Raw genomic sequence first — 25242 nt, 5'->3', positions numbered from 1 at the left:
CGGCAGCCCGGTTCCCTTATTTCAACCAGCCTTTGCGCTGCGCGTCCCGCAGATGTTGCTCCAGGTGGCGCCACAGCTCGGGATGCACGTCGGCGATCGCCGCATTGCGCGACAGTACCTGCTCCAGGCTGATGCCGTTTTCCACCCAGCTCTGGCCTTCGTTGTGCAGGTTCATCAGCATCGGCATGGTGCGATCCAGCAGCAAGGCGAAGCGGGCATCGGCGCTTTCGCCATCTTCATACTCCTGCCATAAAGCGGTGAAATACTCGCGCTGTGTCTGCGGCAACATGCCGAACAGACGGCGCGCCGCCGCCACTTCCTGATCGTGGATCGCCGCGCGGGCGGCCAGATCGTAGACCAGTACGTCACCGGCGTCGATTTCCACGATGTCATGCAGCAGCGCCATCTGGATCACGCGCTGAATGTCTACGTCATCACCGGCGTACGGGGCCAGGCTCATGGCGGCGATGGCGAAGTGCCAACTGTGTTCGGCGGAGTTTTCCTGGCGCTGGGTGCCCAGTACTTTGGTGCGGCGTTGCACGCCTTTCAACTTATCGATTTCCATCAGGAACTGGATGGCCTGGGTCATTGAACCGAAATCTAACGCGGGTACAGCGGATGACATGGTGTAAACCTCAAGGTGGGTGGGTTGAAGCCTGACGATTGTAGACCACCGGGCAGGGGATTTCGATGGTTACACGCGTTCACATTTTTATTTTAGCGTACACGTGTACACTGGAATTATTCTCAGTTAAGCTGCTTTGCGTTAATTTCGAACAAAGCAGGGCATTTTGAGGGGTTGCGCGTTATGGGGAAAACGGACGTAGTGAAAGCCGGGACCAATAAGATTGTCGCCGCGGCTTATCCGTGGGCGGAAGAGATCGCCAACAGCATCAGCCACGGCATCGGGCTGGTGTTCGGCATCGTCGGCCTGGTGTTGCTGTTGGTGCAGGCGGTGAATACCGGCGCCGATACGACGGCCATCACCAGTTACAGCCTGTACGGCGGCAGTATGATCCTGCTGTTTCTCGCTTCCACGCTGTACCATGCGATTCCGCATCAGAAGGCCAAGCATTGGCTGAAAAAGTTCGATCACTGCGCCATTTATCTCCTGATTGCCGGCACTTACACGCCGTTTTTGCTGGTGGGGCTGGATTCGCCGCTGGCGAAGGGATTGATGGCGGTAATCTGGGGGTTGGCGCTGCTCGGCGTGCTGTTCAAACTGGCCTTCGCCCACCGTTTTGAAGCCCTGTCGTTGGTGACCTACCTGACGATGGGCTGGCTGTCGCTGATCGTGATTTATCAGTTGGTCACGCGGCTGGAGGCCGGCGGCGTCACCCTGCTGGCGATCGGCGGGGTGGTCTATACCCTGGGCGTGATTTTCTACGCTTCCAAGCGCATTCGCTTTGGCCACGCCATCTGGCACGGCTTTGTGCTCGGCGGCAGCGCCTGCCATTTCATGGCGATCTACCTGTACGTCTAAGCGTTGCCGCTACGTCTGAATGCGTATTGAACTGGCGCCTCTTTTGTTTTAAAAAAGAGGCGCTTGCTTCTTTCGGGTATCCAGCAAGCCCGTTCCTTCATTTCTGAGCCCGCATACCGTTTCTTTAACCTCTGTTCAGGACTCACCAAGATGATCGTTCGCTTATCCAAAGCGCTGCTGGTCTGCGCTATCGCCTTGTTCGCTTCGCTGGTCGCCTTCGGCAACATCACCGACTACGGCTCCAACTTCGCCTTCGTGCGCCATGTCTTTATGATGGACACGATTTTCCCCGACGCCACCATCGGCTATCGCTCGATACAGACGCCGTGGCTGCATCACGCCGGTTATATTTTCATCATTGTGCTGGAAAGCCTGACCGCGCTGCTGTGCTGGATCGGCGGCCTGCGACTGTTGGGCGGCCTGAAACTGCCCGCCAGGGCCTTTAACGGCCGCAAAAAGCTGGCGGTGGTCGGCCTGACGCTGGGCTTCCTCACCTGGCAGGTCGGTTTCATGTCGATAGGCGGCGAGTGGTTCGGCATGTGGATGTCGAAGCAGTGGAACGGCGTTCCCGATGCCTTTCGTTTCTTCATCACCATCATTTTGGTGCTGATTTATCTGGTGCAGCGCGACGGGGAGTTGGACGAGTAACGAAGATGGCCGCAGGCAGGGCGCCTGCGGCCGACGAATTATTTCTCTTCGGCCAGCGAGTAGGGCAACGGTTTGATCGCCAACTGGCTGGCGACATCGTCGCGCACCCGCAGCTTGCTGTCGGCGTCCAAATCGTTGTTCATTACCACCTGCACCCACAGCGTGCCGTCGGCCAATTGGCTCGACGCCAGTACGGTGCCGGTGCGGCGCCAGTTTTCACCCAGCTGCAGCTCCAGATCTTCCGCCGCCTGCGGGGCGCGAGCGGCTTTACCTTCCAGCCAGTAGAGCGCGCGTTTGTTTGCGCCGCGGAATTTGGCGCGCGCCACCATCTCCTGGCCGGTATAGCAGCCCTTGCTGAAGCTGATGCCTTCCAGCGCCTGCAGGTTGGTGGCCTGCGGGATCAGCTGCGCGCTGTTGGCGGCGTCGATAATCGGATAACCGGCTTCGATCTCCAGCGCCAGCCACTGGCTGCTGTCATTCAGTTCCGCCTGATCATGCAGTTTGCCGATCAGCTGTTCGGCCACGGCGGGGCGGGTCACCAGCAGAAAACGTTCCGCCGGCGCAGCGAAGTGCAGCAGCGTGGTTTCGCCTTCCTGCACCACCGGGTGCTCGGCACTCGGCAGCGTGGCGAACAGGCCCGCCAGCGCGGCGCGCGCCTGGAAACCGGCGACCCCCAGCAATACCGCGTCATTATCGGCGGCGATGGTGACTTTGGAAAACACCGCATATTTTTTGATTTCAGCCAGTTGGCTGTCCAGCACGCTGCGGCGCTCCAGATAGGCGAAGCCTTCGCCACGGTGGAACAGACGCAGGTTGCTCCACATTTTGCCCTTGGCGTCGCAGTGGGCGCACAGCACGTGTTGATCGGCCGCCAGCGCGTCGATGTCCGCCGTCACCTGGCCCTGGAGATATTTCACCGCGTCCGGCCCGTTCAGCGTCACCAGCGCCCAATCTTCCAGCGAGATCAGCGTCAGGGGCAGATGGGTGGAAGCGGAGGGCTGACGGGGTGGGAATGGAATGTTATGCGCCATAGTAAGTTCCTGCTCAACGTTTAGCTTACCTGAAGGGTATTGAACCCATGGTAAAAGAGGCGGCGGGCTTTGCAAACTGTTATTCGCGCCGCGGCGCCGGGGGGCGCTTTTTTTGGCATTTTGCGCTTTATTGCGTTTTCCGCCACAAAGCGCCTTCCCGGCGTGTATGTCAAATTGTTACTCTATAGGCTTGCGGCCAGGGCACCCTTGCAGACAGATCCCCGGTTGATGGAATTATATTGCGACGGCGTTGCCATACAGTGTGTCATTTGAACCCTGCGCTGGCGCTGCCGCGCTGAAAAGAGGTGAGTCATAACAACATGGATATTAACAACAAAGCACGTATTCACTGGGCTTGCCGTCGTGGCATGCGCGAGCTGGACATCTCCATCATGCCGTTCTTCGAATACGAATACGACAGCCTGAATGACGCGGACAAGGCACTGTTCATCCGTCTGCTCGAGTGCGACGATCCCGATTTGTTCAACTGGCTGATGAATCATGGCGCGCCGCAGGACAGCGAGCTGCAAAGAATGGTGACCCTGATCCAAACGCGAAATAAAGATCGTGGCCCAGTGGCGATGTGATATCCGCATTTCCTGGCGCACCCAGCTGTTCTCTCTGTTGACCCACGGCGTCCTGATCCTGCTGATCCTGATTTCGCCCTGGCCGGAAGGCTTTGGTCCGCTCTGGCTGGTGTTGCTGACGCTGGTGGTGTTTCAGTGCATTCGCAGCCAGAAGCGCATCGCTGCGGTGCAGGGTGAACTGCGGCTGCTGGCGGACAGGCGTTTCAGCTGGCACGGCCGAGAATGGCGGCTGGCGAAAAAGCCCTGGATGCCGGGCTACGGCCTGCTGCTGACGTTACAGCCTATGGAGGGCAAAAAGCGCCGTCGGCTGTGGCTGGCTTCCGACTGCATGAGCAAAGAGGAGTGGCGCCACCTGCGGCAGCTGTTGCTGTATCCGCCGGCGGGTGACGGCGAACAAGACTGATAGGGGGCGCCGGCGCGAATCATTCCGCCGGCGCTCGGCGTTTGGGGAAGATCGCCCGATAGCGGCTACAGCAGCGGCTCCATCTCCAACAGGATCTGTTCGCACCATTGCTGCAGGCGCTCTTCGCTCAGATCGTATTGGTTGACCTCATCGAGCGCCAGGCCGACGAAGTGTTTGCCGTCGGCGCTCAGCGGTTTGGGGCTGGTGAACTCGAAGCCCTCCGTTGGCCAGAAGCCGATGAACTGCACGCCCAGCGGCGCGATGTGATCGTGCAGCATACCCAGCGCGTCGAGGAACCACTCGCCGTAACCGAGCTGATCGCCCATGCCGTACATGGCGACGATCTTGCCTTTCAGATCCAGCGCCGGCAGCTGCGGCCAGATCGCTTCCCAGTCTTCCTGCAGTTCGCCGAAATCCCAGGTCGGGATGCCGAGGATGAGAATGGAATAGTCCTCCATCAGCTTGGGCGAGACGTCTTTCAGGTTGTGCAGGTCGACCAGGTCTTCACCCAGAATCTCACGGATTTTTTCTGCCGCCATCTCGGTGTAGCAGGTGCTGGAGCCGTAAAACAGACCAATCTTCATGTGTAAACCGTTACGTTGCTGTTTAGAGAATTGCAGCGAGTATACCTGATTTGCGTCGGCTTAAGGCATAATGGCGCGGGTGGAAATGCAACGAAGAGAGGACCGCGTGCAACAGCAAGACAATGCGCTGATTGAACAATTCCTGGATGCGCTGTGGCTTGAGCGCAATCTGGCGGAAAATACGCTGGCCTCCTACCGGCTGGATTTGCAGGCCCTGGGCGCCTGGCTTGGCCAGCAAAACACCGACTTGCTGCAGGCTCAGGCCTTGGATCTGCAGGCGTTTCTCGCCGAGCGGGTGGACGGCGGCTACAAGGCCACCAGCTCCGCGCGCTTGCTGAGCGCCATGCGTCGCCTGTTTCAGTATCTGTACCGCGAAAAGCTGCGCGCCGACGATCCCACCGCACAGCTGGCTTCCCCGAAGCTGCCGCAGCGTTTGCCGAAGGATCTGAGCGAGGCACAGGTCGATGCGCTGCTGCAGGCGCCCTGCGTCGATCAGCCGCTGGAGCTGCGCGACAAGGCGATGCTCGAGGTGTTGTACGCGACCGGGCTGCGGGTCTCTGAGCTGGTGGGGTTGAACATCAGCGATGTCAGCCTGCGTCAGGGCGTGGTGCGGGTGATCGGCAAGGGCAACAAGGAGCGGCTGGTGCCGCTGGGCGAAGAAGCGGTCTACTGGATCGAAAATTATCTGGAGCACGGTCGCCCGTGGCTGGTCAACGGCCAGACGCTGGATGTACTGTTCCCCAGCAACCGGTGTCAGCAAATGACCCGACAGACGTTCTGGCATCGCATCAAACACTATGCCATCCTTGCGGGCATCGACAGCGAGCGTCTGTCGCCGCACGTGTTGCGGCACGCGTTCGCCACCCATTTGCTGAACCATGGGGCCGATCTCCGTGTCGTACAGATGTTGTTAGGCCACAGCGATCTCTCGACCACGCAAATTTATACTCATGTAGCGACCGAACGACTGAAACAGCTACATCAACAGCATCACCCGCGCGCCTGAGCGGCGGGTTCGAAAGGATTGGAACAATGAAAAAAGGTTTAATGCTGCTCTCTCTGCTGGTGGCTTCGGTGGCCGGCGCCGCTCATGCCGATGACGCGGCGATCAAAAAAGCGCTCGCCAGCCTGGGCATTCAGCAGGCGGACGTGCAGCCTTCGCCGGTCAACGGTCTGAAAACCGTGCTGACCGACAGCGGCGTGCTGTACGCCTCCGAAGACGGCAAGCACATCCTGCAGGGCCCGCTGTTCGACGTCAGCGGCAAAGAGCCGGTCAACGTGACCAACCAACTGCTGAGCACCAAGATGGAAGCGCTGAAAGATCAGATGATCGTTTACAAAGCGCCGAAAGAGAAACACGTGATCACCGTGTTCACCGATATCACCTGCGGTTACTGTCACAAACTGCATCAGCAGATGAAAGAGTACAACGATCTGGGCATTACCGTGCGTTACCTGGCGTTCCCGCGCCAGGGGCTGGCTTCCCAGGCTGAAAAAGACATGCAGTCGATCTGGTGCACCGCCGACAAGGCCAAGGCGTTCGACGCCGCCATGAAGGGCGACGCCGTTTCTCCGGCGACCTGCAAAACCGACATCAGCAAGCATTACGAGCTGGGCGTGCAGTTCGGCATTCAGGGCACGCCGGCCATCATCCTGGAAAACGGCATGATGATCCCGGGCTATCAGGGGCCGAAAGAGATGGCCGCCATGCTGGACGCGCATCAGGCCGCCACCAAAGCCGGTGGTTAATCGCCGGTGAGTATCAAAACGCAACTACGCCGCCGCCCGGCGGCGGACGACACGCATCTTCCCGCCAGTTTGCCGCCGCTTCTGCGCCGGCTTTACGCCCTGCGCGGCGTGCAGGCTGAGCAAGAGCTGGAGCGCGGCGTTAAGGGCATGCTGCCCTGGCAACAGCTGGACGGCATCGACGACGCCGTCAGCCTGTTGCAGCAAGCGCTGGCCGACGGTCGCCGCATCATGGTGGTGGGCGATTTCGACGCCGATGGCGCCACCAGCACCGCGCTGACGGTGCTGGCGCTGCGCAGCATGGGCGGCGCAGCCGTCGATTATCTGGTGCCTAACCGTTTCGAAGACGGTTACGGCCTGAGCCCCGAAGTGGTGGAGCAGGCGGCGGCGCGCGGCGCAGAACTCATTGTTACCGTCGATAACGGCATCTCCTCCCACGCCGGCGTCGACGTGGCGCACGCCAAAGGCATGCAGGTGCTGGTGACCGATCACCACCTGCCGGGCGAGACCCTGCCGGCGGCTGAAGCGATCGTTAACCCCAACCTGCGCGGCTGCGCCTTCCCGTCCAAATCGCTGGCGGGGGTAGGCGTGGCGTTCTACCTGATGCTGGCGCTGCGCGCCCGGCTGCGGGACAGCGGCTGGTTCGAGCAGCGCGCGCTGGCGATGCCGAATCTGGCGGAACTGCTGGATCTGGTGGCGCTCGGCACCGTGGCCGACGTGGTGCCGCTGGACGCCAACAACCGCATTCTGGTGTATCAGGGATTAAACCGCATCCGCGCCGGCAAATGCCGACCGGGCATCCGCGCGCTGCTCGAAGTGGCCAACCGCGACGCCCGCCAACTGGCGGCCAACGATCTCGGTTTCGCCCTCGGCCCGCGGCTCAACGCCGCCGGCAGGCTGGACGACATGTCGATCGGTGTGGCGCTGCTGCTGAGCGACGACATCGCGCAGGCGCGCATGCTGGCCAACGATCTCGATGCGCTGAACCAGACGCGACGCGAGATAGAGCAGGGCATGCAGGTGGAAGCCCTGCAGCTGTGCGATCAGCTGGAGCGCACCAGCACCGAGCTGCCTTACGGGCTGGCGATGTATCATCCGGAATGGCATCAGGGCGTGGTGGGCATCCTCGCTTCGCGCATCAAAGAGCGTTTCCACCGTCCGGTGATCGCTTTCGCGCCGGCGGGCGACGGCATCCTGAAAGGCTCCGGCCGTTCGGTGCCCGGCTTGCACATGCGCGACGCGCTGGAGCGGCTGGATATGCTGAACCCCGGGCTGATGATGAAGTTCGGCGGCCACGCGATGGCGGCCGGGCTGTCGCTGGAAGAGGCTAAATTCGACGAGTTCCGCCAGCGTTTCGGCGAGCTGGTGGGCGAATGGCTCGATCCGGCGATGTTGGAAGGGGTGATCTGGTCCGATGGCGAACTGGCGATGCAGGAGCTGTCGTTGACGACGGCGGAGCTGCTGCGCGAGGGCGGCCCGTGGGGCCAGGCGTTCCCGGAACCGACCTTCGACGGCAAGTTCCGCATCCTGCAGCAGCGGCTGGTGGGTGAGAAACACCTGAAGCTGATGGTGGAACCGCTTGGCGGCGGCCCGTTGCTCGACGGCATCGCGTTCAACGTGGACACCACGCTGTGGCCGGACAGCAGCGTGCGCGAAGTGGAACTGGCCTACAAACTCGACGTCAACGAGTTTCGCGGCAACCGCAACGTGCAACTGCTGATCCAGCACCTTTGGCCGCGCTGAGGCGAAACTGAACACAACTCGGGGATTGGGCTCTCCAATCCCCGGCATCCTTCCCGATCGCCACAAAAACTGACCAACTCGCTATAAACTGCCGCCCGGATCCGTTAGAATTAGCGGTTCCAATGGCATTCCGCCATCGACGACATCAACGTAAAAGAACGCAAAACCATGTTTGAAATTAACCCGGTAAAAAACCGAATTCAGGACCTGTCCGAGCGGACTGCGGTTCTTAGGGGGTATCTTTGACTATGATGCCAAGAAGGAACGCCTAGAAGAAGTCAACGCCGAGCTGGAGCAGCCGGACGTTTGGAACGAACCGGAGCGCGCACAGGCGCTCGGCAAAGAGCGCGCCGCGCTGGAAGCCATCGTTGAAACCATCGATCACCTGCAGCAGGGCAGCGAAGACGTCAGCGGTCTGCTGGAGCTGGCGGTGGAAGCAGACGATGAAGAGACCTTCAACGAAGCGGTCGCCGAACTCGATCAACTGATCGCCAAGCTCGAGCAGCTGGAATTCCGCCGCATGTTCTCTGGCGAATACGACAGCGCCGACTGCTATCTGGACATTCAGGCCGGCTCCGGCGGCACCGAAGCGCAAGACTGGGCCAGCATGCTGCTGCGCATGTACCTGCGCTGGGCCGAAGCCAAGGGCTTCAAGACCGAAGTGATCGAAGAGTCCGACGGCGACGTTGCGGGCCTGAAATCGGCCACCATCAAGATCATCGGCGACTACGCGTTCGGCTGGTTGCGCACTGAAACCGGCGTTCACCGCCTGGTGCGCAAGAGCCCGTTCGACTCCGGCGGCCGTCGCCACACCTCGTTCAGTTCGGTGTTCATCTACCCGGAAGTGGACGACGATATCGACATAGATATCAACCCGGCGGATCTGCGCATCGACGTGTACCGCGCCTCCGGTGCGGGCGGTCAGCACGTCAACAAAACCGAATCCGCCGTACGTATTACTCACCTGCCAACCAACATCGTGGTGCAGTGCCAGAACGATCGTTCTCAGCATAAGAACAAGGATCAAGCGTTTAAACAGCTGCGAGCCAAGCTGTACGAGTTTGAGATGCAAAAGAAAAATGCTGATAAACAGGCGATGGAAGACAACAAGTCCGACATCGGCTGGGGCAGCCAAATCCGTTCTTACGTGCTGGATGACTCCCGCATCAAGGATTTGCGCACCAACGTCGAAACGCGTAACACGCAGGCCGTACTGGATGGCGACCTGGATAAATTCATTGAGGCAAGTTTGAAAGCCGGGTTATGAGGAATAGAAATGTCTGAACAACAAGTACAGGGCGCCGATCAGGCGCTGGATCTCAATAACGAGCTGCAGTCCCGCCGCGAGAAACTGGCCGGCCTGCGTGAGAACGGCATTGCGTTCCCGAACGACTTCCGTCGCGACTCCACCTCCGACAAACTGCACGCCGCGTACGGCGATAAAGACAACGAAGAGCTGGAAGCGCTGGGCGTAGAAGTGACCGTCGCCGGCCGCATGATGACCCGCCGCATTATGGGCAAGGCATCCTTCGTTACGCTGCAGGACGTGGGCGGCCGCATTCAGCTGTACGTCGCGCGCGACGATCTGGCTGAAGGCGTGTACAACGAGCAGTTCAAGAAGTGGGACCTGGGCGATATCCTCGGCGCGCGCGGCAAGCTGTTCAAAACCAAGACCGGCGAACTGTCGATCCACTGCACCGAACTGCGTCTTCTGACCAAAGCGCTGCGTCCGCTGCCGGACAAATTCCACGGCCTGGCGGATCAGGAAACCCGTTACCGCCAGCGTTACCTGGATCTGATCGCCAACGAAGAATCGCGCAACACCTTCAAGGTGCGTTCTCAGGTGATGTCGGCTATCCGTAACTTCATGGTGGAACGCGGCTTCATGGAAGTCGAAACCCCGATGATGCAGGTGATCCCGGGCGGCGCGTCGGCGCGTCCGTTCATCACCCACCACAATGCGCTGGATATCGACATGTACCTGCGCATCGCGCCGGAACTGTATCTGAAGCGTCTGGTGGTCGGCGGCTTTGAGCGCGTGTTTGAAATCAACCGCAACTTCCGCAACGAAGGCGTTTCTCCGCGTCACAACCCAGAGTTCACCATGATGGAACTCTATATGGCTTACGCGGATTACAAAGACCTGATCGAGCTGACCGAGACGCTGTTCCGCACCCTGACCGAGAAAGTGCTGGGCACCTCTCAGGTGCAGTACGGCGACGAAGTGTTCGACTTCGGCAAGCCGTTCGAGAAGCTGACCATGACCGAGGCGATCAAGAAATACCGTCCGGAAACCGATCTGGCTGACCTGGCCGACATGGGCAAAGCGGTGGCCATCGCGGAATCCATCGGCATCAAGGTTGAGAAGAGCTGGGGCCTGGGCCGCGTCGTGACCGAGATCTTCGAAGAAGTGGCGGAAAGCCATCTGATTCAGCCGACCTTCATCACCGAGTACCCGGCTGAAGTGTCGCCGCTGGCGCGCCGCAACGACGTGAACCCGGAAATCACCGACCGCTTCGAGTTCTTCATCGGCGGCCGTGAAATCGGCAACGGCTTCTCCGAGCTGAACGACGCCGAAGACCAGGCGCAGCGCTTTGCCGATCAGGTGAACGCCAAAGACGCCGGCGACGACGAAGCGATGTTCTACGACGAAGACTACGTCACCGCGCTGGAGCACGGCCTGCCGCCGACCGCCGGTCTGGGCATCGGCATCGACCGTATGGTGATGTTGTTCACCAACAGCCACACCATCCGCGACGTGATTCTGTTCCCGGCGATGCGCCCGCAGAAATAATCGCGTTTAGCGTGCAACAACCGGTGCGGGCAACTGCGCCGGTTTTTTTTCGTCTGCAGGACTTAACCGCTTAAAACATCGACAGTTACGCGCCATCTCCGCTTGCCCGCCGCCGATAACCGGTTATAATGCCTGTCGCACACCGATGCGGGTGTAGTTCAATGGTAGAACGGCAGCTTCCCAAGCTGCATACGAGGGTTCGATTCCCTTCACCCGCTCCAGTACCCCCTCATAAAAGCATCCTGATTCTCCAAAACGTTACCCCAACCCAATCCTTTGCACATGTAAGCATTATTTCTGGTCGCCCGCCATCCCACCCGCATCATCAGCGCCGCAGGGAGGAAGGCAGGGCAAAAAAATGCCGCCCCAGGGGACGGCATGTCGGCATTCAGCGCACCAGATGCAAGAAATGCAGATGCTTTTCGTACTGGTCGAGAATATCGTTGATCAACTGCTCCTGATTCCAGCCCATGACATCGTAGTTCTGGCCGCCTTCTTTCAGGTAGATCTCCGCGCGATAATATTTGTGCTGCTCGGCTTGCTGTTCATCATTATCCAGCCCGGCCAGGGCGAAGGTCGGCGAGCTGTAGCCGCGCAGTCTGACTTCATAGATAAAGTTAAGCTCATCGCCCAAATCGACCTCGAAACGAATGCGGTCTTCCGCAGTGGCGTTGATGCTGCTGAGCGTGTTTTGTTTACTCAGCTCTTCCTGCACCAGCGTCATGGCCGGTTGGATAACCTCATCCATAAAGCGCTTAACCAGCGAGCGTTTTGGCAGATAGGCGATATTGCGCAGCCTGCGCTGCCAGGGAATGGGGTTGCGGGCGGCGGTGGGGGCGATGGTGGCCATATTTTGGCTGTCGCGCTTGGTCAGGTCGCGGCGCAGCGCTTTAAGCAAACCGTAAATGGATATCAGCAAGATGGCCGAGAACGGCAATGCGCTGGCGATGGTGACGGTTTGCAGCGCGCTGAGCCCCCCGGCGATCAGCAAGGCGATGGCGACGATGCCCATCAGCGACGCCCAGAAAATGCGTTGCCAAACCGGCGTGTTGCTGGAGCCGCCCGAAGCCAGCGTATCTACGACCATGGCGCCGGAATCGGCGGACGTGACAAAAAAGACGATCACCATCGCCATGGCGATAAACGAAAGCACGCTGGAGAACGGGAAATGCTCCAGGAAGTTAAACAACGCCAACGCTACATCTTGCTGTACCGTAGTGGCGAGGTCTGTCGCGCCCTGTTCCATGATGAGGTAAATGGCGCTGTTGCCGAACACCGTCATCCACATGAGGGTGAAGCCTGCCGGGACGAACAGCACGCCCGTGACAAATTCGCGGATGGTTCGGCCGCGGGAAACCCGAGCGATGAACATACCGACGAAAGGCGACCAGGAGAGCCACCACCCCCAGTAGAGCAGCGTCCATCCGCCTAACCAGTTGCTGGATTTTGGCTCGTAGGCATACAGATTGAACGTCTTGCTGACCAGCTCGGACAGATAGCCGCCGGTATTTTCCACAAAGGATTTCAACAGCAGGACGGTTGGCCCCAACAGCAAGACCAGGGCCAGGAGCAACAGCGCCAGGCTGAGGTTCAGCTCTGACAGAAAGCGTATGCCTTTCTCCAGCCCTGAAACCACGGAAATGGTGGCCAGCCCGGTAATCACCACGATCAAGATCACCTGAACGGTTTCGTTGATCGGCACGCCAAACAGGTGGTTAAGCCCGGCGTTGACCTGCAACACGCCATAACCCAGCGAGGTTGCGACCCCGAATACGGTGCCGATGACGGCGAAGATATCGACGGCATGGCCGATAGGGCCATAAATACGTTCGCCGATGATCGGATAAAGCGCGGAGCGCAGAGTCAACGGCAGGCCATGCCGATAGCTGAAGAAGGCCAGAATCAACGCCACGATGGCGTAGATTGCCCAGGCATGCAGCCCCCAGTGGAAAAAGGTCAGGCGCATGGCTTGTTTGGCCGCCTCGATGCTCTCGGGCGTGCCGACCGGCGGCGAGAGATAGTGCATAACCGGTTCCGCCACGCCGAAGAACATCAGACCAATGCCCATCCCCGCCGAAAACAGCATGGCAAACCAGGAGTGATAGCGAAAATCGGGTTGCGCATGATCGGGGCCAAGTTTGATGTCGCCGTAACGAGAAAGCCCCAGAAACGTCACGCTGAGCAATATGAGCGCCACGGCCAAAATATAAAACCAGCTGGCGTTGGTGAAGATTTGTTGCTGCAGAAGCTTGAAGTTTTTGTCAGCGACGTCGGGGAAAAAGGCGGCGAAGGCGACCAGAAGAAAAATGAGGACTGCAGAGGTGAAGAATACCGCTTTGTTGATATGGCTTTGCGGCTTATTTAAGGAGGTGTCTTTCTCACTCATAAATTGATTTATTCCATTTGTTTGATTATCGCCCTGAATGGAGGAAAGGTGGTGACTGTAATATCGTAGCAAAATAGTCGGGCTGGCGCAGGAGGCCGACGCCGCTCTATAGAGCGGAATTACCGCTGTCTCTGTGCGGTAATTCCGAATAATTCACGTTGCCGTTAGTTAAATAAAAAGGCCAATAACCCCGTCACCTTATTCTTATTTTCCCATCCCTCCAATTTCATGCAGGCATTAACGTGTTCTTTTCTGCGCATTTCATTACGGTCCGAAGGAAAAACGACGCCGTGAGTATTGGGGATATCCGCACCGTTGATATTCATGGAGGAGAATACAGGCGAGCGGGTGTCTAAAGACAGGCTCACGGGATAGCGTTGTTCGGCTTCTTGTCGGCAGCTTGCTCTGGCGGCTTCAAGGGGTGTCGGAGCCGCCGTTTGCGCTTCCCACTTTTCCGGCGTGGCGCAGGAAGACATCATCAACGCGGCGGTGATAACGGCATATTTTCTCAACGTAAAAATCCCTTTTCAAAAAAATCCCGCCTATTCTACCCAACCCCTCAAGCAGGGGGAGCGTTATTCACGTTTAACGCCTCCGGCGACACGCACGGCTATTTATGCGGTGTGGCCCGCCGGAAAACCGGTCGGGCCGTTATGGCGCATTAACCGAGGATCTCCTTGGCGAGTATTTCAAACAGCGTATCGATCTCATCAAGGGTGTTGTAGTGCATCATGCCGATGCGCAGCACGCCGCCGTCCTGCAGCCCCAGTTGCTGAATCAGGCCCAGCGCATAGAAATGTCCGCTGCCGGCGCAGATGTTGTGGTGCCCCAGCCGTCGGGCGATCGCGTCGGGCGCCTGGCCGCTGAAGGTCAGGGCGAAGGTCGGCGTGCGGCGTGCGCTGTCCGCCTGCGGATTGCCGTAGAGCCGCACGCCGTCGAGTTGCTGCAGCCGTTGCAAAAAGTGGCGGCACAGCGCCTCTTCATGCCGGTGGTAGGCGGCGAAGCTCTCCTGCAAGCGCTGCCTTAACGGCGCGCCGGGCGTGCCCCACTGCGCCAAATACTCGATAGCGGCCGCGACGCCGGCCAGCGCTTCGAAGCTCTGCGTGCCGGTCTCGAAACGGCCGGGGCCGACGTCGGTGGCCGGTTCGACTTTGTACGGACGCAGGCGCTGCAGCCACTGCGGCGCGATGTAGGCCATGCCGACGTGCGGGCCAAAGAATTTGTAGGCGGAGCACACCAGGAAGTCACATCCCAACGCCTGCACGTCGATCAGGTTATGCGGCGCGTAATGAACGGCGTCGACATACACCTGCGCGCCCACCCGATGCGCGGCTTCAACGATGGTTTTTATATCGACGATGCTGCCGGTGACGTTGGACGCGTAGCTGACCGCCACCAGACGCGTGTTGGCGTTGATGCGCGCGCACACTTTTGCCGCGTCGAGAGAACAATCGGCGCTCTCCAGCGCTATCTGATGCACCACGGCGCCTTTGTCGGCGGCGGCCTGCTGCCAGCTGGAGACGTTGGCGTAGTGATCCAGCGCGGTGACGATGACCTCATCGCCGTCCCGCCAATCGCGACTGATGATGCGGCTGAGATGAAAGGTCAGCGTGGTCATGTTCATGCCGAAGACGATGTTGTCGGGCGACGGCGCATTTAACAAGGCGCGCACCGATTCGCGCGCCTGACTCATCACCTCGCCGGTAACCCGGCTGGAGAAGTAGTGCCCGCCCAGGTTGGCGTTGTACTTCCCCAGGTAGTCGGTCATTTTTTCCAGCACGCCCCGGGAAACTTGCGCACCGCCGGGGCCGTCGAAAAAGATCGCCGGTTTGCCGTCGATCTGCCGGGACAGGGCGCTGAACTGGGCGTCGGGCGAGCTCGGGGATAAAGGTCATGCTTTCTCTCCCCGAGCGGTGAGGACGAAGAGATCCAGATAGCCTTCTTCATTCGGGCTTACGGTATTGATCGGCGTGGCGTTGTGCCACAGTTTACTGTCCGCCAACAGCACGGCTTCACCGTCTGCCAGCGCTTTTTTGAAGAAAGGATCGTGGCGGCTGTCGTCGTACAGCATGATTTCGCCGCCGACGATATTGTGGCGATGAATGGCGATCATCGCGATATGGTCGAAACCGTCCTGGTGAATGCCTTCCGGCGCCACCAGCGTATCTTTTTGGATGGCGACCACGCGCATCTGGTGGATCTCTATCTCGGCGCCTTCCGGCAGTTCGTTGTTTTCGGCAAACAGGTTGCACATCTCCGCCATGCCGGCGCTCTGCAGCACGGCGCTGTCGATAGGCTCGAAGCGGCGCACCACGTTGCCCTGGAAATGGTTGATCTGATCCGACTGCATGAAGGTGCGCGGCCCCACTTCGGCGATGTTGGGGTTGAGGTATTTCACGACGGAATAACGGCGCAGGCGATATTTGCCGTCGGCATGTTGCGTGTGGGGCAAGGAAGAAAATGAGGGCATCAGCTCTTGGGTTGCTTGCGGGCTTAGTACAGTCATACTTATTACGTTTTCGTGTTTCTGTAACATAATCACCTCTAATAATAATAATTTCTGATGTTGTAGGGGGTAATTCGATTGAATTGTAGACGACTCTATAACCAACGCAATGTGGGGTTGGCGAGGTGTGATGGCGGTCGTAAAGTGGGGAGAGCGCAAAAAGATAACGTGGCGAAAAGTCGGCTGGTGCGGCGGTGAAACGGCGCGGCATCTTGCCCGCACCGGCAGGTATCAAGCGATGGGCGCGCGGCCCTCGTGTTCAGAATGTCTCGAAATAAAGCTCGCGCAACAGCCAGGAGATTTCGTTATTGGTGCGGTTCAGGACGTCTATTCTGTGAACCCCTATCGCTTCTGCGCGCAGGTCGAGCAGCAGGTTGCGAATCTGCCGGAATAACGGGGTTTGCGGGTTGGGTCTGGCCAACTGCTGTCCACACAGTTTGATACCGGCGTCGCAGCCGGTGGCGATGTCCGTCAGGCAGCACGGGCAAGCGGTTTTTTGGCGCGCCATATTGCGGCATTGTTGCCCGATTACCTGGTTGAAGTGGCGTAATTGCAGGCAGACTTCCCGCGAGTTCAACGGTTTGGAATGGGTTGTCATCGGTTTCAGCTCCCTTGTCTTCGCCTATATTGGCACTTACCGATGAAGATAACCACGGACAAGCTGAGGGGGTATCGCCTTGTTTTGTTTGCAAATGGGGAGGGGATGGCGGCCCGCCGTCGGCGGGCCGTTACGATCAGGCGCGTTTAAACAGATTCGCCGCCTGGAACAGGGCAAAGGAACTGACCAGCATCTCGATGCCGACGATCGCCGTCACCAGCGTCACCGACGCCGCCGGGCCTGAGCCGATCAGCATCCAGGCGATGATCAAATCGAGCACGCCGATGACGAATTGCAGCCAGTTGCCCGGCAGGCCGCGGCGCATATAGCCTGCCGCCAGGCGCGCGATGCCGCCGAGCGCAAACAGCACGGCGAGGTAGATCGCCAGCGCCAGAATGCCCGCCAGCGGGCTGGTGATGAACACATAGCCGATAATCAGGTAGGCCACGCCCAGCAGAATGCCGCCGATCATCGGCCAGGTATTCTGCGCCCGGTTGGCTATCATGGCGATAATCAGCCCGGCGCCGCTCAACAGCAGCAGGACGCCCACCACGATGCTCAGCGCTGCGCCGGAGGCGAAAGGATTCACCAGGCACAGTATGCCGCCCGCCAGCAGCAGGAAGGCGATGATCAGCAGGGTGGTGCGTTGCTTTTTGAGCAGGTCTTCGCTCAGGAGGGGCAGATTATTGCGGTCGAGGTTCAACATGACAGTACTCCATTTCGTCGTTGGGTAATTAATCAGTCATCCTTACCTGTTTAGCATAGACCGTCTGGGGGTTTTTGACTGACCCGGCGCAAATGTTACACTGTGCGGCTGACGCGTATCAGAACCGAAAAGACGATTGGGGACAGGATTTGAGCACAGGAAGCAAGCTGGCAAGGTGGCGCCGCATCGCGGTGTGTCTGACATTGGGGCTGCTGTTGGCCGGGTGTTCGGGTAAAAACACCTACAACCGCGACTACGACAAACTGCCGAAGGGCAGCTACACCGGCAAGTCCTACACCGTCAAACGGGGCGATACGCTGTACTACATCGCCTGGATCACCGACAGCGAAGTCGGCGATCTGGCCAGAATCAACAAGATACGCCCGCCCTATAATCTGGAAGTGGGGCAAAAACTGCGGCTGAGCGGCGGCGCGCCGACCAAAACCGCCGCTACGCGCCGTAAAACATCCTCGTCTTCCGCCGCGATCGCCAAGCAAACGCCGCCGCCGGGCGCCGCACGTTGCTGGCGCTGGCCGACCAGCGGCCGGATCGTGCAGGCGTACTCCAATGCCGATGGCGGCAACAAGGGCATCGACATCGCCGGTAAACGCGGCCAGCCGATCTATGCTTCCGCCAAGGGCAAAGTGGTGTACGTCGGCAACCAACTGCGCGGCTACGGCAACCTGATCATGATTAAGCACGGCGAAGACTTTATTACCGCCTATGCGCACAACGACACCACGCTGGTGCGCAATGGCCAGGATGTGAAAGCGGGGCAGAAGATCGGCACCATGGGCAGCACCGGCACCGATTCGGTGTTCCTGCATTTCCAGATCCGTTACCGCGCCACCGCGCTCGATCCGCAGCGCTATCTGCCGCCGCAGGGATCGTCGCCGTCCTGTTAACGTCAATCCGGCTCCTTGCGGGCCGGATGTCAGCTATTTCAGCGGCAGATAAAGATCGGTCACCAGTTCATATTCCGCTACCTCGTGCACGAAGTTGTGGTAGTGGAAATAGAGCGGAAAGTCGCGCAGCTCCTCGCCGCTGGCCGGCAACCACTCGCTGTAGAGATAGCGGGCGCTTTCCGAGAGCCCATCCAGCGATCCGAGATGGCGCAGCACCGCGCAGCGTCCGGCCGGCAGCATGCTGTTCACCACGCCGAAGGCGTTGTCCTCCGGGATCGGCGCCGTGACCTCCCCGCAGAGGTAGAAGCGGAAGTCCTGCGCTTCGGTGGTGGCCGGATCGTGCGGCGCGATGCCGTACGTGCGGCTGCTTCTGACCGGCGACAGGCCGCTGGTTTTACGCCACTCGATAAAGCGCGCGGCGGTTTCATTGACCAGCGCGGACGGGCCGCGATGTTCGAGCATCGCCACCGGCGTGGCCGGGCAGTCGACAATGTCTACCTTCATGGGGTGTTTCCTTCTGTGTTTCGGTTCGGGAAAGCGCTGCTGCCAATCGATCCAGGCCGGCTGTTTGCGAAACTGGCTCGGCGTTTGGCTGAACGCCTGTTTGAAGGCGCGGCTGAAGGACTCCGGGTTTTGAAAGCCGGCGTCCAGCGCGATGTCAATCACCGGCTCCAGCGGGTTATACGCCAGGCGGTAAGAGGCGCGTTTAAGCCTCATCCACTGGATATAACGCCACACCGAGATGCCGCAATACGCGCTAAACTGGCGTTGAAAGTGAAAGCGCGAAAAATGGGCCACTTCGCTCAGCTTGTCGACGGTAAGCGCCTCGTCCAGGTGGCGGTCGATATAGTCAAAGACCTGCGCAAAGCGCTTTGCATACGTCTGGGTCATGTGATTGTCTCCTCCATGCCTGAACTTTGCCCGAGTCGCCGCCGCTTCTCCTGACGGATGATGCTGAGTTGCCATCGCAGGAAAACGGAATGGCTGCGGCGTTCGCCGCCGGCCAGGCCAAACTCATAACCCCCGCGCGGCCATGCGCCGCGAGCCCGACCGAGAAGATGAATATTACATGATGGATCGTTCCCGCTTGCTGAAATTCCTGCTGCCCTATCTGTGGCCGAAAGACAACCCGCGGCTGCGGGGGTATCTGGTGGTGGCCTTCGTGTTCATGGTGGCGGCCAAGGTCAGCACCACGCTGGTGCCGCTGGCCTACAAAGCGATGGTCGATGCGCTGAGCGGCGAGACGGCGAAAATGCTGGCGGTGCCGCTGGGGCTGATCGTCGCCTACGGCGTGGCGCGGGTGGGCGGCGCGCTGTTTGAGGAACTGCGCAACGTGATGTTTATCCACGTCAGCCAGAACGCCACGCGCCTGTTGGGCGTGCGGGTGTTTCGCCAGCTGCATGCGCTGAGCCTGCGCTTTCATCTGGAGCGCCAGACCGGCGGGCTGTCGCTGTCTATCGAGCGCGGCACCCAGGCGGTGTCCACGGTGCTGTCGCGATTGTTGTTCTCCATCGTGCCGATCCTGTTCGAGCTGACGCTGGTCACGGCGGTCATGTGGCATATGCTGAACGGCTGGTTCGCGTTGGCGATCCTGACCACGGTCGGCTGCTACATCCTGTTCACCGTGCTGGCGGTGAGCTGGCGCACCCGCTTTCGCCGCGAGCTCAACAAGGCCAACGCCGATGCCAACAGCAAATCCATCGACAGCCTGCTGAACTATGAGACCGTGAAGTACTTCGGCAATGAAGCGTTCGAGGCTGAGCGCTTCGATCTGTCGCGCCGGCTGTACGAATACGCCGCCATCAAGAACCAATTCAGTTTTACCGCGATCAACCTGGGGCAAACCGCCATTATCTCGATCGGGCTGATCGTCATGATGGCCATGGCGGCGCAGGGTATTACGCAGGGGACGATGACGGTCGGCGACTTCGTGCTGGTCAACGCCTACCTGTTGCAGCTGTACCAGCCGCTGAACTTCTTCGGCTTTATCTACTCGGAGGTGCGCCAGGCGCTGATCGACATGGAGAACATGTTCGATCTGCTGCAGGAAAAGCGTGAGATCGTCGATAGCCCGGATGCGCAGCCGCTGCGCCTCGACCGCGGCGAAGTGCGGTTCGACGCGGTCAGCTTCGGTTACGACACGCGCCGACCGATCCTCAAGCAGGTGAGTTTTACCATTCCGGCGGGCCACACGGTGGCGGTGGTCGGCGCCTCCGGCGCGGGCAAGTCCACGCTGTCGCGCCTGCTGTTTCGCTTTTACGACGTGCAGGGCGGCGCCATTACCCTCGACGGCCAGGACATTCGCCAACTGACCCAGGCCAGTCTGCGGCAGGCGATCGGCATCGTGCCGCAGGATACGGTGCTGTTCAACGATACGCTGCGCTACAACATCGGCTATGGCAAAACCGGCTCCAGCGATGAAGAAATCGAGCGTGCGGCGCGGCTGGCGCATATCCATGATTTTATCGTCGGTCTGCCCGACGGTTACGACACCCGGGTGGGCGAGCGCGGGCTGAAGCTGTCGGGCGGTGAAAAGCAGCGGGTGGCGATCGCGCGCACCATCCTGAAAAATCCGGCCATCCTGGTGTTCGACGAGGCGACCAGCGCGCTGGATACCCAGACCGAGCGCGAAATCCAGGGGCACCTGCGCGAGGTGAGCCGCAACCACACCACGCTGGTGATCGCCCATCGGCTCTCCACCGTGGTGGACGCCGATGAGATCATCGTGCTGGAGGCGGGGGAGATCGTCGAGCGCGGGGGGCATGAGGCGCTGTTGGCGGCGAACGGCCGCTACGCCGCCATGTGGCAAACCCAGTACAGCGAAGAGCAGGAGCCGCGCTGACGCTGCCGTTCACACCATCGATGGCGCGGCCTTGAGCCGTTGTATCACGTACTCGCAGGCGATGCGGTAATCCTGCTGCAGATCGGTATCATCCCCGGCCAGGCTGCCGCGCAGCCAGAGCCCATCGATCATCGCCGCCAGCCCGCGCGCCGCGTCGCGCGCCTGCTGCAGCGGCAGCTCGCGGCGGAACTGGCTGCATATATTGGAATAGAGCCGCCGATCGTTGGCGCGCTGCAGGCGGCGCAGCACCGGCTGGTGCATGCTGGCGGCCCAGAAGTCGAGCCAGGCGCGCATGGAAATGGCGTTGGTTTGACTGGGGTGGAAGTTGCCCTGAATGATGGCGCACAGCTGCGACTGGCTGTCTCTCGCCGCCTGAGCGCGGCACTCGGCCACCGCGTCGCGCAGATCGCGCAGGATCTTGCGCATGGTCGCGCTCAACAATCCCTCCTTATCGCCAAAATAGTGGCTGACGATGCCGGTCGACAGCCCGGCTTCTTTCGCCACCTGCGACAGGGTGACGCCGGCCAACCCCACCACGCTGATGGTTTCGAAGGCGGCGTTAATCAACTGCTCCTTGCGCTGCTCAGGAATGTCTCTGCGGTACATATTTTCCCCAACTGATAGGCAAATCACACTTTGAATTTGATTGATTGAACGGTCAATCAATACTCTATATGCTGCGAAAATGTCAAATAAATGACGATAAAATGTTAATCAAAAGTTGCATTTAAATCGTCTGTCTTTCGCATCATGGAAGCCTGCCAATGACAATAAAAACTCCTCCATCGCTTGACGAAGAACCTGTCAGATTGAATGTCCCGGTATTTTTCGGCTCAGCCGCGGTGATCTTGCTGCTGGGGGCGCTGATTGTGCTGTTTCCCGCCGCCAGCAAACAGTGGCTGAATGTCGCGCAAAGTTGGGTGGCCGACGTGTTCGGCTGGTATTACATGCTGTTGATGGTCGCCTGTATGGTGTTCGTGTTCTGGCTGGCGCTGTCGCGCTTTGGCCATATTCGCCTCAGCCAGGATGATGAGCCGCCGCAGTTTAGCTATCCCTCCTGGGTGGCGATGCTGTTCTCGTCGGGCATCGGCATTGCGCTGGTGTATTACGGTGCCTATGAGCCGTTGGATCACTTCCTGTCGCCACCGGAAGGCGACGGCGGCAGCGTACAGGCGGCGCGGCAGGCGATGGCGCTGACCTTTTTACACTGGGGGCTGCACGGTTGGGCGCTGTATGCGTTGATCGCCACCGCGCTCGCCTATTTCGCCTATTGTCGCGGTTTGCCGCTGGCGCTGCGTTCCGCGCTGTACCCGATCTTCGGCGAGCGCATCCACGGCGGCGTCGGCCATCTGGTGGACAGCTTCGGCATTCTGGTGACGGTTATCTCGATGGTGACCAACCTGGGGATCGGCGCGCTGTTGGTGAACTCGGGGCTGTTCTACCTGTTCGACATCCCGCAAAGCACCGGCGTGCTGCTGGCGCTGATCGTGGTGATGATGGTGGTGGCCACGCTGGCGGCGGTCACCGGCGTCGAAAAGGGCATCGCCATGCTGTCGAACATCAACGTCGGCTTCCTGTGCCTGCTGTTGCTGTTCGTGTTTCTGGCCGGCCCGACGCTGAACCTGCTCAACGGCATGTTGCAGAACATTGGGGATTATCTGACCTCGCTCGTCAGCCGCAGCTTCGATATGTATCTGTACGGCAAGGCGCGCCAGTGGCAGGGCGCCTGGACGCTGTTCTATTGGGCCTGGTGGGTGGCATGGGCGCCGTTTGTCGGGCTGTTTATCGCGCGTATTTCCAAAGGCCGTACCATCCGCGAACTGATCTTCGGCGTGTTGCTGATCCCGCTGGGGTTCACGCTGGCGTGGCTGTCGATCTTCGGCAATACCGCCATCAGTCTGGTGCTGGAGGGCGGGCAAGCGATTCTGGGGCAGGTGGCGCAAAGCGATCCGCCGATGGCGGTGTTCAAGCTGTTCGAATACCTGCCCTATACCCAGCTGACCGCCGGTTTTGTGGTGGTGATAAGCTTCGTGCTGTTCCTGACGCCGGTGGACTCCGGCACGCTGATGATAGCGAATCTGTCCTGCCAGGGCGGTTCCGCCCACGATGACGCGCCGGCCTGGCTGCGGGTGTTCTGGGCGGCGGTCACCACGCTGGTGTGCGCCGGGCTGCTGTACGCCGGCAGTTTCAGCGCGATGCAGACTGCCGTGGTGCTGTGCGGCTTGCCTTTCTCGGCGGTGATCGTGCTGTACATGCTCAGCCTGCGCAAGGATCTGCGCGGCTACGCCATGAAGCCGGCGCTTCCCTGAGGCGGCTTATTCGTCCGCGCGCGGCCGATGATGCACGTATTCGATAATCGTGCCGTCCGGCAGGCGCGCATTGAAACAGGCGCCGGTGGGCACTTCTACCGGGCCAAAGAAGATATCGGCGCCGGCGGCCTGTAGCCGCTGGTGGTAGGGATAAATGTCATCGACCAGCAACGTGCCGACGGTGCTGTGAAAAGGACGCAGGTTTTCTTCCGAGCCTTCCAGGATCAGAAATGGCCCCACCGCCGCCAGCACCAGCCGATGCTCGGGGAAGTCGAAACGCATATCCGCTTCCACGCCGTGCAGCTGCTCGTAAAACGCGATGGCGCGGTCAATCTCGCCTTCGTTGACGTAGACCCGGATCAGCACGCGCGGCTCGCGCAGCGATGAAGAGTCGGCGGTTTTGCGCCAAAAGCCTGCTTCTGTCAGTTTTGCCGTCATTGCTCATTCCTCATGGTGGCTCGTTTCCTTGTCATCATGCCGCCGTTTGACGGCAGGGATTAGACCGAGTTGTTATGAACCAGCAGCGGCGGAAATAAAAAAGCCCCGGTAACGGGGCAAAGACCCGCTCAGGTCGGAATAGCGGGCTAAAGCGGGCGTCAGGCGCGATGGAATTCCGGTAACACCAGTTGGCCGATCTCCTGCATCGTCTCTTCCAGCGGCCGCTGGTTGCGGCGGAAATGCAGGCCGATGTGATTGACCCCGGTGTCACGCATGGCGCTCAGTTCCTGAATCAATCCATTGCGGCCGCTCTTGATGCCGAAGCGATGACGCTGAATCGGCGCGTCGGCGTTATCGGTGAGGTCGAGATGAATAAAGCTGACGTAGGGCTTGTCACCGGCTACGTTGCGCCAGAGTTTGACCCGCGAAACGTGGTCCGCAGGCGTGCCGGGATACGACAGCCAGCCATCCATATTTTTCCCCACCCACTCGGGCGTTTGTTGCGCCAGCCCGGCGACCAGCAGCGGCGGCGGCGGCGTGGCCGGCAGCAGGCGCAGTCCCGGTTGCAGCGCGCTGTCGGCTTCCCCTTTGAGAATGCCGACGCTGGCGCGGAAGCTTTCACCGCGCGCGGCGTAATCGGCGCCGAACAGCGGGTACTCCACGGGGCGATCGCCGCTGGCGACGCCGAGCAACAGACGATCGCCGCTCAGCGTTTGCAGCGTGGAAGCCGCTTTGCGCACCAGCCACGGCTGCCGCAGCGGCAGCACCACGGCCGCGGTACCGAGCAGAATATTGCGCGTCAGGCTGGACAGGTAGCCGAGGTAGGTAAAGGTCTCAAACACCTGCGCGGCGTCACCGAAGTCCGGATCATACAGCGGCACGTCGCGAACCCAGGCGGCGCGAAAGCCGAGCTCATCGGCCAGCTTGATGCGCGCAGCGTGTTCGCTCATGTCCGGCACGCCGAACGGCCGCCCGTCCTGCTGGCGTTTCAGCTGCCCGCTGGTGGACCAATCGTTGTCCAGCGGCAACTCGATGCCGATGGAAAGCGGCTCCCGGGTTAATTTTTCGATGCTCATGTGTCACTCCGTCTCAGGCCTTGCGGCGCGGTGTCGAACGATGGCACGAAGTGTTGCATGGCGCTTAATTGAGATAAACAGCCCTAATCGCAATAGATAATTGCTGTTGCGAGCATAATTGCTTTGCTGGATGCGGCATGCTTGTCGTGATTTACGTCACGCTCTGCGCTTTTGTTATTGTCCAGACGGGGTTATATAACCCCGCCGTTGGCCTTTCCCTCGTAAGAGTTAGTTTTTTCTGCGGCCTTAAAATAAAACGAGATGATTCAATAGATAAAAATGGCTCTGAAGCACGAGCGGGGATCATTCAATGCCGATAAAAAATTAATAAGCCTGAAGCGTCATCGATGGGATTATTCGCAAATAACGCGCAAACAGGCTTTTTTTAATCGCAAGAAAGTACCGGACATTATTTTATATGTATCAAGAACAGAAGGATAAATAACCTGAAGGTGAT

The 25242-nt window shown here is 59.7% G+C and carries 24 protein-coding genes, 1 tRNA gene and 1 pseudogene; 13 read left to right on the top strand and 13 right to left on the bottom strand.

Annotated features, from left to right (window positions below):
- Positions 1–16 precede the first annotated feature (16 nt).
- Positions 17–625 (bottom strand): HD domain-containing protein, encoded by a 609-nt coding sequence (locus ACORQT_RS20220; protein ID WP_047573791.1) that lies wholly within the window; start codon positions 623–625, stop codon positions 17–19.
- A 183-nt stretch (positions 626–808) separates the two neighbouring features.
- On the opposite strand from ACORQT_RS20220, the gene trhA reads away from it, so the two are divergent.
- Entirely contained in the window at positions 809–1483 is a 675-nt protein-coding gene (trhA, locus tag ACORQT_RS20215; RefSeq protein ID WP_164057100.1) for a PAQR family membrane homeostasis protein TrhA, read from the top strand.
- Between the two features lie 150 nt (positions 1484–1633).
- A complete protein-coding gene (locus tag ACORQT_RS20210) occupies positions 1634–2131 on the top strand; it encodes a DUF2165 family protein (RefSeq protein ID WP_042785311.1) in 498 nt (165 codons plus the stop codon).
- Positions 2132–2169: 38 nt separating this feature from the next.
- Here ACORQT_RS20210 and ygfZ read toward each other — a convergent pair whose 3' ends face one another.
- Positions 2170–3162, bottom strand: a complete 993-nt coding sequence (ygfZ, locus tag ACORQT_RS20205; RefSeq protein ID WP_042785310.1) for a tRNA-modifying protein YgfZ — start codon at positions 3160–3162, stop codon at positions 2170–2172.
- Positions 3163–3482: 320 nt separating this feature from the next.
- On the opposite strand from ygfZ, the gene sdhE reads away from it, so the two are divergent.
- Both sdhE and ACORQT_RS20195 read left to right on the top strand, forming a co-directional pair.
- A complete protein-coding gene (sdhE, locus tag ACORQT_RS20200) occupies positions 3483–3749 on the top strand; it encodes an FAD assembly factor SdhE (RefSeq protein ID WP_019455657.1) in 267 nt (88 codons plus the stop codon).
- Positions 3730–4152 (top strand): protein YgfX, encoded by a 423-nt coding sequence (locus ACORQT_RS20195; protein ID WP_042785308.1) that lies wholly within the window; start codon positions 3730–3732, stop codon positions 4150–4152. The genes sdhE and ACORQT_RS20195 overlap by 20 nt, the downstream gene beginning before the upstream one ends.
- A 65-nt stretch (positions 4153–4217) precedes the next feature.
- Here ACORQT_RS20195 and fldB read toward each other — a convergent pair whose 3' ends face one another.
- Entirely contained in the window at positions 4218–4736 is a 519-nt protein-coding gene (gene fldB / locus ACORQT_RS20190; RefSeq protein ID WP_033635825.1) for a flavodoxin FldB, read from the bottom strand.
- Positions 4737–4842: 106 nt separating this feature from the next.
- Here fldB and xerD point away from each other — a divergent pair, with 106 nt between their 5' ends.
- The 6 genes from xerD to ACORQT_RS20160 all read left to right on the top strand — a co-directional run bounded on the left by xerD (position 4843) and on the right by ACORQT_RS20160 (position 11240).
- Entirely contained in the window at positions 4843–5742 is a 900-nt protein-coding gene (gene xerD / locus ACORQT_RS20185; protein WP_033644935.1) for a site-specific tyrosine recombinase XerD, read from the top strand.
- A gap of 26 nt (positions 5743–5768) precedes the next feature.
- Entirely contained in the window at positions 5769–6485 is a 717-nt protein-coding gene (gene dsbC, locus ACORQT_RS20180; RefSeq protein ID WP_042785306.1) for a bifunctional protein-disulfide isomerase/oxidoreductase DsbC, read from the top strand.
- 6 nt (positions 6486–6491) lie between these two features.
- A complete protein-coding gene (gene recJ, locus ACORQT_RS20175; protein ID WP_033639478.1) occupies positions 6492–8225 on the top strand; it encodes a single-stranded-DNA-specific exonuclease RecJ in 1734 nt (577 codons plus the stop codon).
- 168 nt (positions 8226–8393) lie between these two features.
- Positions 8394–9492, top strand: a protein-coding gene (gene prfB, locus ACORQT_RS20170) for a peptide chain release factor 2 (RefSeq protein ID WP_099783420.1) whose coding sequence is annotated in 2 segments (ribosomal slippage) — positions 8394–8468 and positions 8470–9492 — 1098 coding nt in all. Because the reading frame shifts where the segments join, the coding sequence is not laid out codon by codon here.
- A 9-nt stretch (positions 9493–9501) separates the two neighbouring features.
- Entirely contained in the window at positions 9502–11019 is a 1518-nt protein-coding gene (lysS, locus tag ACORQT_RS20165) for a lysine--tRNA ligase (protein ID WP_004931697.1), read from the top strand.
- A gap of 147 nt (positions 11020–11166) precedes the next feature.
- Positions 11167–11240: transfer RNA gene (locus ACORQT_RS20160), tRNA-Gly, on the top strand.
- A 167-nt stretch (positions 11241–11407) separates the two neighbouring features.
- Here ACORQT_RS20160 and ACORQT_RS20155 read toward each other — a convergent pair.
- The 6 genes and pseudogenes from ACORQT_RS20155 to ACORQT_RS20130 form a co-directional block, all read right to left on the bottom strand.
- Entirely contained in the window at positions 11408–13405 is a 1998-nt protein-coding gene (locus ACORQT_RS20155; RefSeq protein WP_444859274.1) for a BCCT family transporter, read from the bottom strand.
- Between the two features lie 164 nt (positions 13406–13569).
- Positions 13570–13917, bottom strand: a complete 348-nt coding sequence (locus ACORQT_RS20150) for a hypothetical protein (protein WP_052752701.1) — start codon at positions 13915–13917, stop codon at positions 13570–13572.
- Positions 13918–14066: 149 nt separating this feature from the next.
- Positions 14067–15300 (bottom strand): annotated as a pseudogene (locus ACORQT_RS20145) (cysteine desulfurase-like protein).
- Complete coding sequence (locus tag ACORQT_RS20140; protein WP_223524591.1) at positions 15297–15911, bottom strand: 2OG-Fe dioxygenase family protein; 615 nt, start codon at positions 15909–15911, stop codon at positions 15297–15299. The pseudogene ACORQT_RS20145 and the gene ACORQT_RS20140 overlap by 4 nt, the downstream one beginning before the upstream one ends.
- A gap of 259 nt (positions 15912–16170) precedes the next feature.
- Positions 16171–16509: a hypothetical protein gene (locus ACORQT_RS20135; protein ID WP_164057103.1), complete on the bottom strand. Its 339-nt coding sequence runs from the start codon at positions 16507–16509 to the stop codon at positions 16171–16173.
- A 136-nt stretch (positions 16510–16645) separates the two neighbouring features.
- Positions 16646–17215 carry an HdeD family acid-resistance protein gene (locus ACORQT_RS20130; RefSeq protein WP_042785303.1) on the bottom strand — a complete coding sequence of 190 codons (570 nt, stop codon included), beginning with the start codon at positions 17213–17215 and terminating at the stop codon, positions 16646–16648.
- A gap of 149 nt (positions 17216–17364) precedes the next feature.
- Between ACORQT_RS20130 and actS the strand changes: the two genes are divergently transcribed.
- Positions 17365–18120 carry an amidase activator ActS gene (actS, locus tag ACORQT_RS20125; RefSeq protein ID WP_033644792.1) on the top strand — a complete coding sequence of 252 codons (756 nt, stop codon included), beginning with the start codon at positions 17365–17367 and terminating at the stop codon, positions 18118–18120.
- Positions 18121–18153: 33 nt separating this feature from the next.
- Here the strand turns inward: actS and ACORQT_RS20120 are convergent, their stop codons facing one another.
- Positions 18154–19011, bottom strand: coding sequence for an AraC family transcriptional regulator (locus ACORQT_RS20120; RefSeq protein WP_033652160.1), 858 nt, complete (start codon positions 19009–19011; stop codon positions 18154–18156).
- A gap of 181 nt (positions 19012–19192) precedes the next feature.
- Between ACORQT_RS20120 and ACORQT_RS20115 the strand changes: the two genes are divergently transcribed.
- Positions 19193–20962, top strand: coding sequence for an ABCB family ABC transporter ATP-binding protein/permease (locus ACORQT_RS20115; RefSeq protein WP_164057117.1), 1770 nt, complete (start codon positions 19193–19195; stop codon positions 20960–20962).
- Between the two features lie 9 nt (positions 20963–20971).
- Here the strand turns inward: ACORQT_RS20115 and betI are convergent, their stop codons facing one another.
- Positions 20972–21568, bottom strand: coding sequence for a transcriptional regulator BetI (betI, locus tag ACORQT_RS20110; protein WP_164057104.1), 597 nt, complete (start codon positions 21566–21568; stop codon positions 20972–20974).
- Between the two features lie 158 nt (positions 21569–21726).
- Between betI and ACORQT_RS20105 the strand changes: the two genes are divergently transcribed.
- Positions 21727–23271: a BCCT family transporter gene (locus tag ACORQT_RS20105; protein ID WP_042785300.1), complete on the top strand. Its 1545-nt coding sequence runs from the start codon at positions 21727–21729 to the stop codon at positions 23269–23271.
- A gap of 6 nt (positions 23272–23277) precedes the next feature.
- Here the strand turns inward: ACORQT_RS20105 and ACORQT_RS20100 are convergent, their stop codons facing one another.
- Together ACORQT_RS20100 and ACORQT_RS20095 are read right to left on the bottom strand one after the other, a co-directional pair.
- Positions 23278–23709 (bottom strand): VOC family protein, encoded by a 432-nt coding sequence (locus tag ACORQT_RS20100; protein WP_164057105.1) that lies wholly within the window; start codon positions 23707–23709, stop codon positions 23278–23280.
- A 158-nt stretch (positions 23710–23867) separates the two neighbouring features.
- Complete coding sequence (locus ACORQT_RS20095; RefSeq protein ID WP_108681883.1) at positions 23868–24785, bottom strand: TIGR03571 family LLM class oxidoreductase; 918 nt, start codon at positions 24783–24785, stop codon at positions 23868–23870.
- Between the last annotated feature and the right edge of the window lie 457 nt (positions 24786–25242).

Origin of the sequence: Serratia sp. (in: enterobacteria), assembly GCF_052400455.1 — a bacterium.
Classification (GTDB): Bacteria; Pseudomonadota; Gammaproteobacteria; order Enterobacterales; family Enterobacteriaceae; genus Serratia; species Serratia ureilytica.
Note: the sequence above shows the minus strand (reverse complement) of the source record. Positions and strands in the feature narration are given on the sequence as shown.

Excerpts from the sequence above, each read along its gene's own strand:
- ACORQT_RS20220 (WP_047573791.1), bottom strand. The coding sequence starts at position 625 with ATGTCATCCGCTGTACCCGCGTTAGATTTCGGTTCAATGACCCAGGCC.
- trhA (WP_164057100.1), top strand. The coding sequence starts at position 809 with ATGGGGAAAACGGACGTAGTGAAAGCCGGGACCAATAAGATTGTCGCC.
- ACORQT_RS20210 (WP_042785311.1), top strand. The coding sequence starts at position 1,634 with ATGATCGTTCGCTTATCCAAAGCGCTGCTGGTCTGCGCTATCGCCTTG.
- ygfZ (WP_042785310.1), bottom strand. The coding sequence starts at position 3,162 with ATGGCGCATAACATTCCATTCCCACCCCGTCAGCCCTCCGCTTCCACC.
- sdhE (WP_019455657.1), top strand. The coding sequence starts at position 3,483 with ATGGATATTAACAACAAAGCACGTATTCACTGGGCTTGCCGTCGTGGC.
- fldB (WP_033635825.1), bottom strand. The coding sequence starts at position 4,736 with ATGAAGATTGGTCTGTTTTACGGCTCCAGCACCTGCTACACCGAGATG.
- dsbC (WP_042785306.1), top strand. The coding sequence starts at position 5,769 with ATGAAAAAAGGTTTAATGCTGCTCTCTCTGCTGGTGGCTTCGGTGGCC.
- lysS (WP_004931697.1), top strand. The coding sequence starts at position 9,502 with ATGTCTGAACAACAAGTACAGGGCGCCGATCAGGCGCTGGATCTCAAT.
- ACORQT_RS20155 (WP_444859274.1), bottom strand. The coding sequence starts at position 13,405 with ATGAGTGAGAAAGACACCTCCTTAAATAAGCCGCAAAGCCATATCAAC.
- ACORQT_RS20140 (WP_223524591.1), bottom strand. The coding sequence starts at position 15,911 with ATGACTGTACTAAGCCCGCAAGCAACCCAAGAGCTGATGCCCTCATTT.
- ACORQT_RS20135 (WP_164057103.1), bottom strand. The coding sequence starts at position 16,509 with ATGACAACCCATTCCAAACCGTTGAACTCGCGGGAAGTCTGCCTGCAA.
- ACORQT_RS20130 (WP_042785303.1), bottom strand. The coding sequence starts at position 17,215 with ATGTTGAACCTCGACCGCAATAATCTGCCCCTCCTGAGCGAAGACCTG.
- ACORQT_RS20120 (WP_033652160.1), bottom strand. The coding sequence starts at position 19,011 with ATGACCCAGACGTATGCAAAGCGCTTTGCGCAGGTCTTTGACTATATC.
- ACORQT_RS20115 (WP_164057117.1), top strand. The coding sequence starts at position 19,193 with ATGGATCGTTCCCGCTTGCTGAAATTCCTGCTGCCCTATCTGTGGCCG.
- betI (WP_164057104.1), bottom strand. The coding sequence starts at position 21,568 with ATGTACCGCAGAGACATTCCTGAGCAGCGCAAGGAGCAGTTGATTAAC.
- ACORQT_RS20105 (WP_042785300.1), top strand. The coding sequence starts at position 21,727 with ATGACAATAAAAACTCCTCCATCGCTTGACGAAGAACCTGTCAGATTG.
- ACORQT_RS20100 (WP_164057105.1), bottom strand. The coding sequence starts at position 23,709 with ATGACGGCAAAACTGACAGAAGCAGGCTTTTGGCGCAAAACCGCCGAC.
- ACORQT_RS20095 (WP_108681883.1), bottom strand. The coding sequence starts at position 24,785 with ATGAGCATCGAAAAATTAACCCGGGAGCCGCTTTCCATCGGCATCGAG.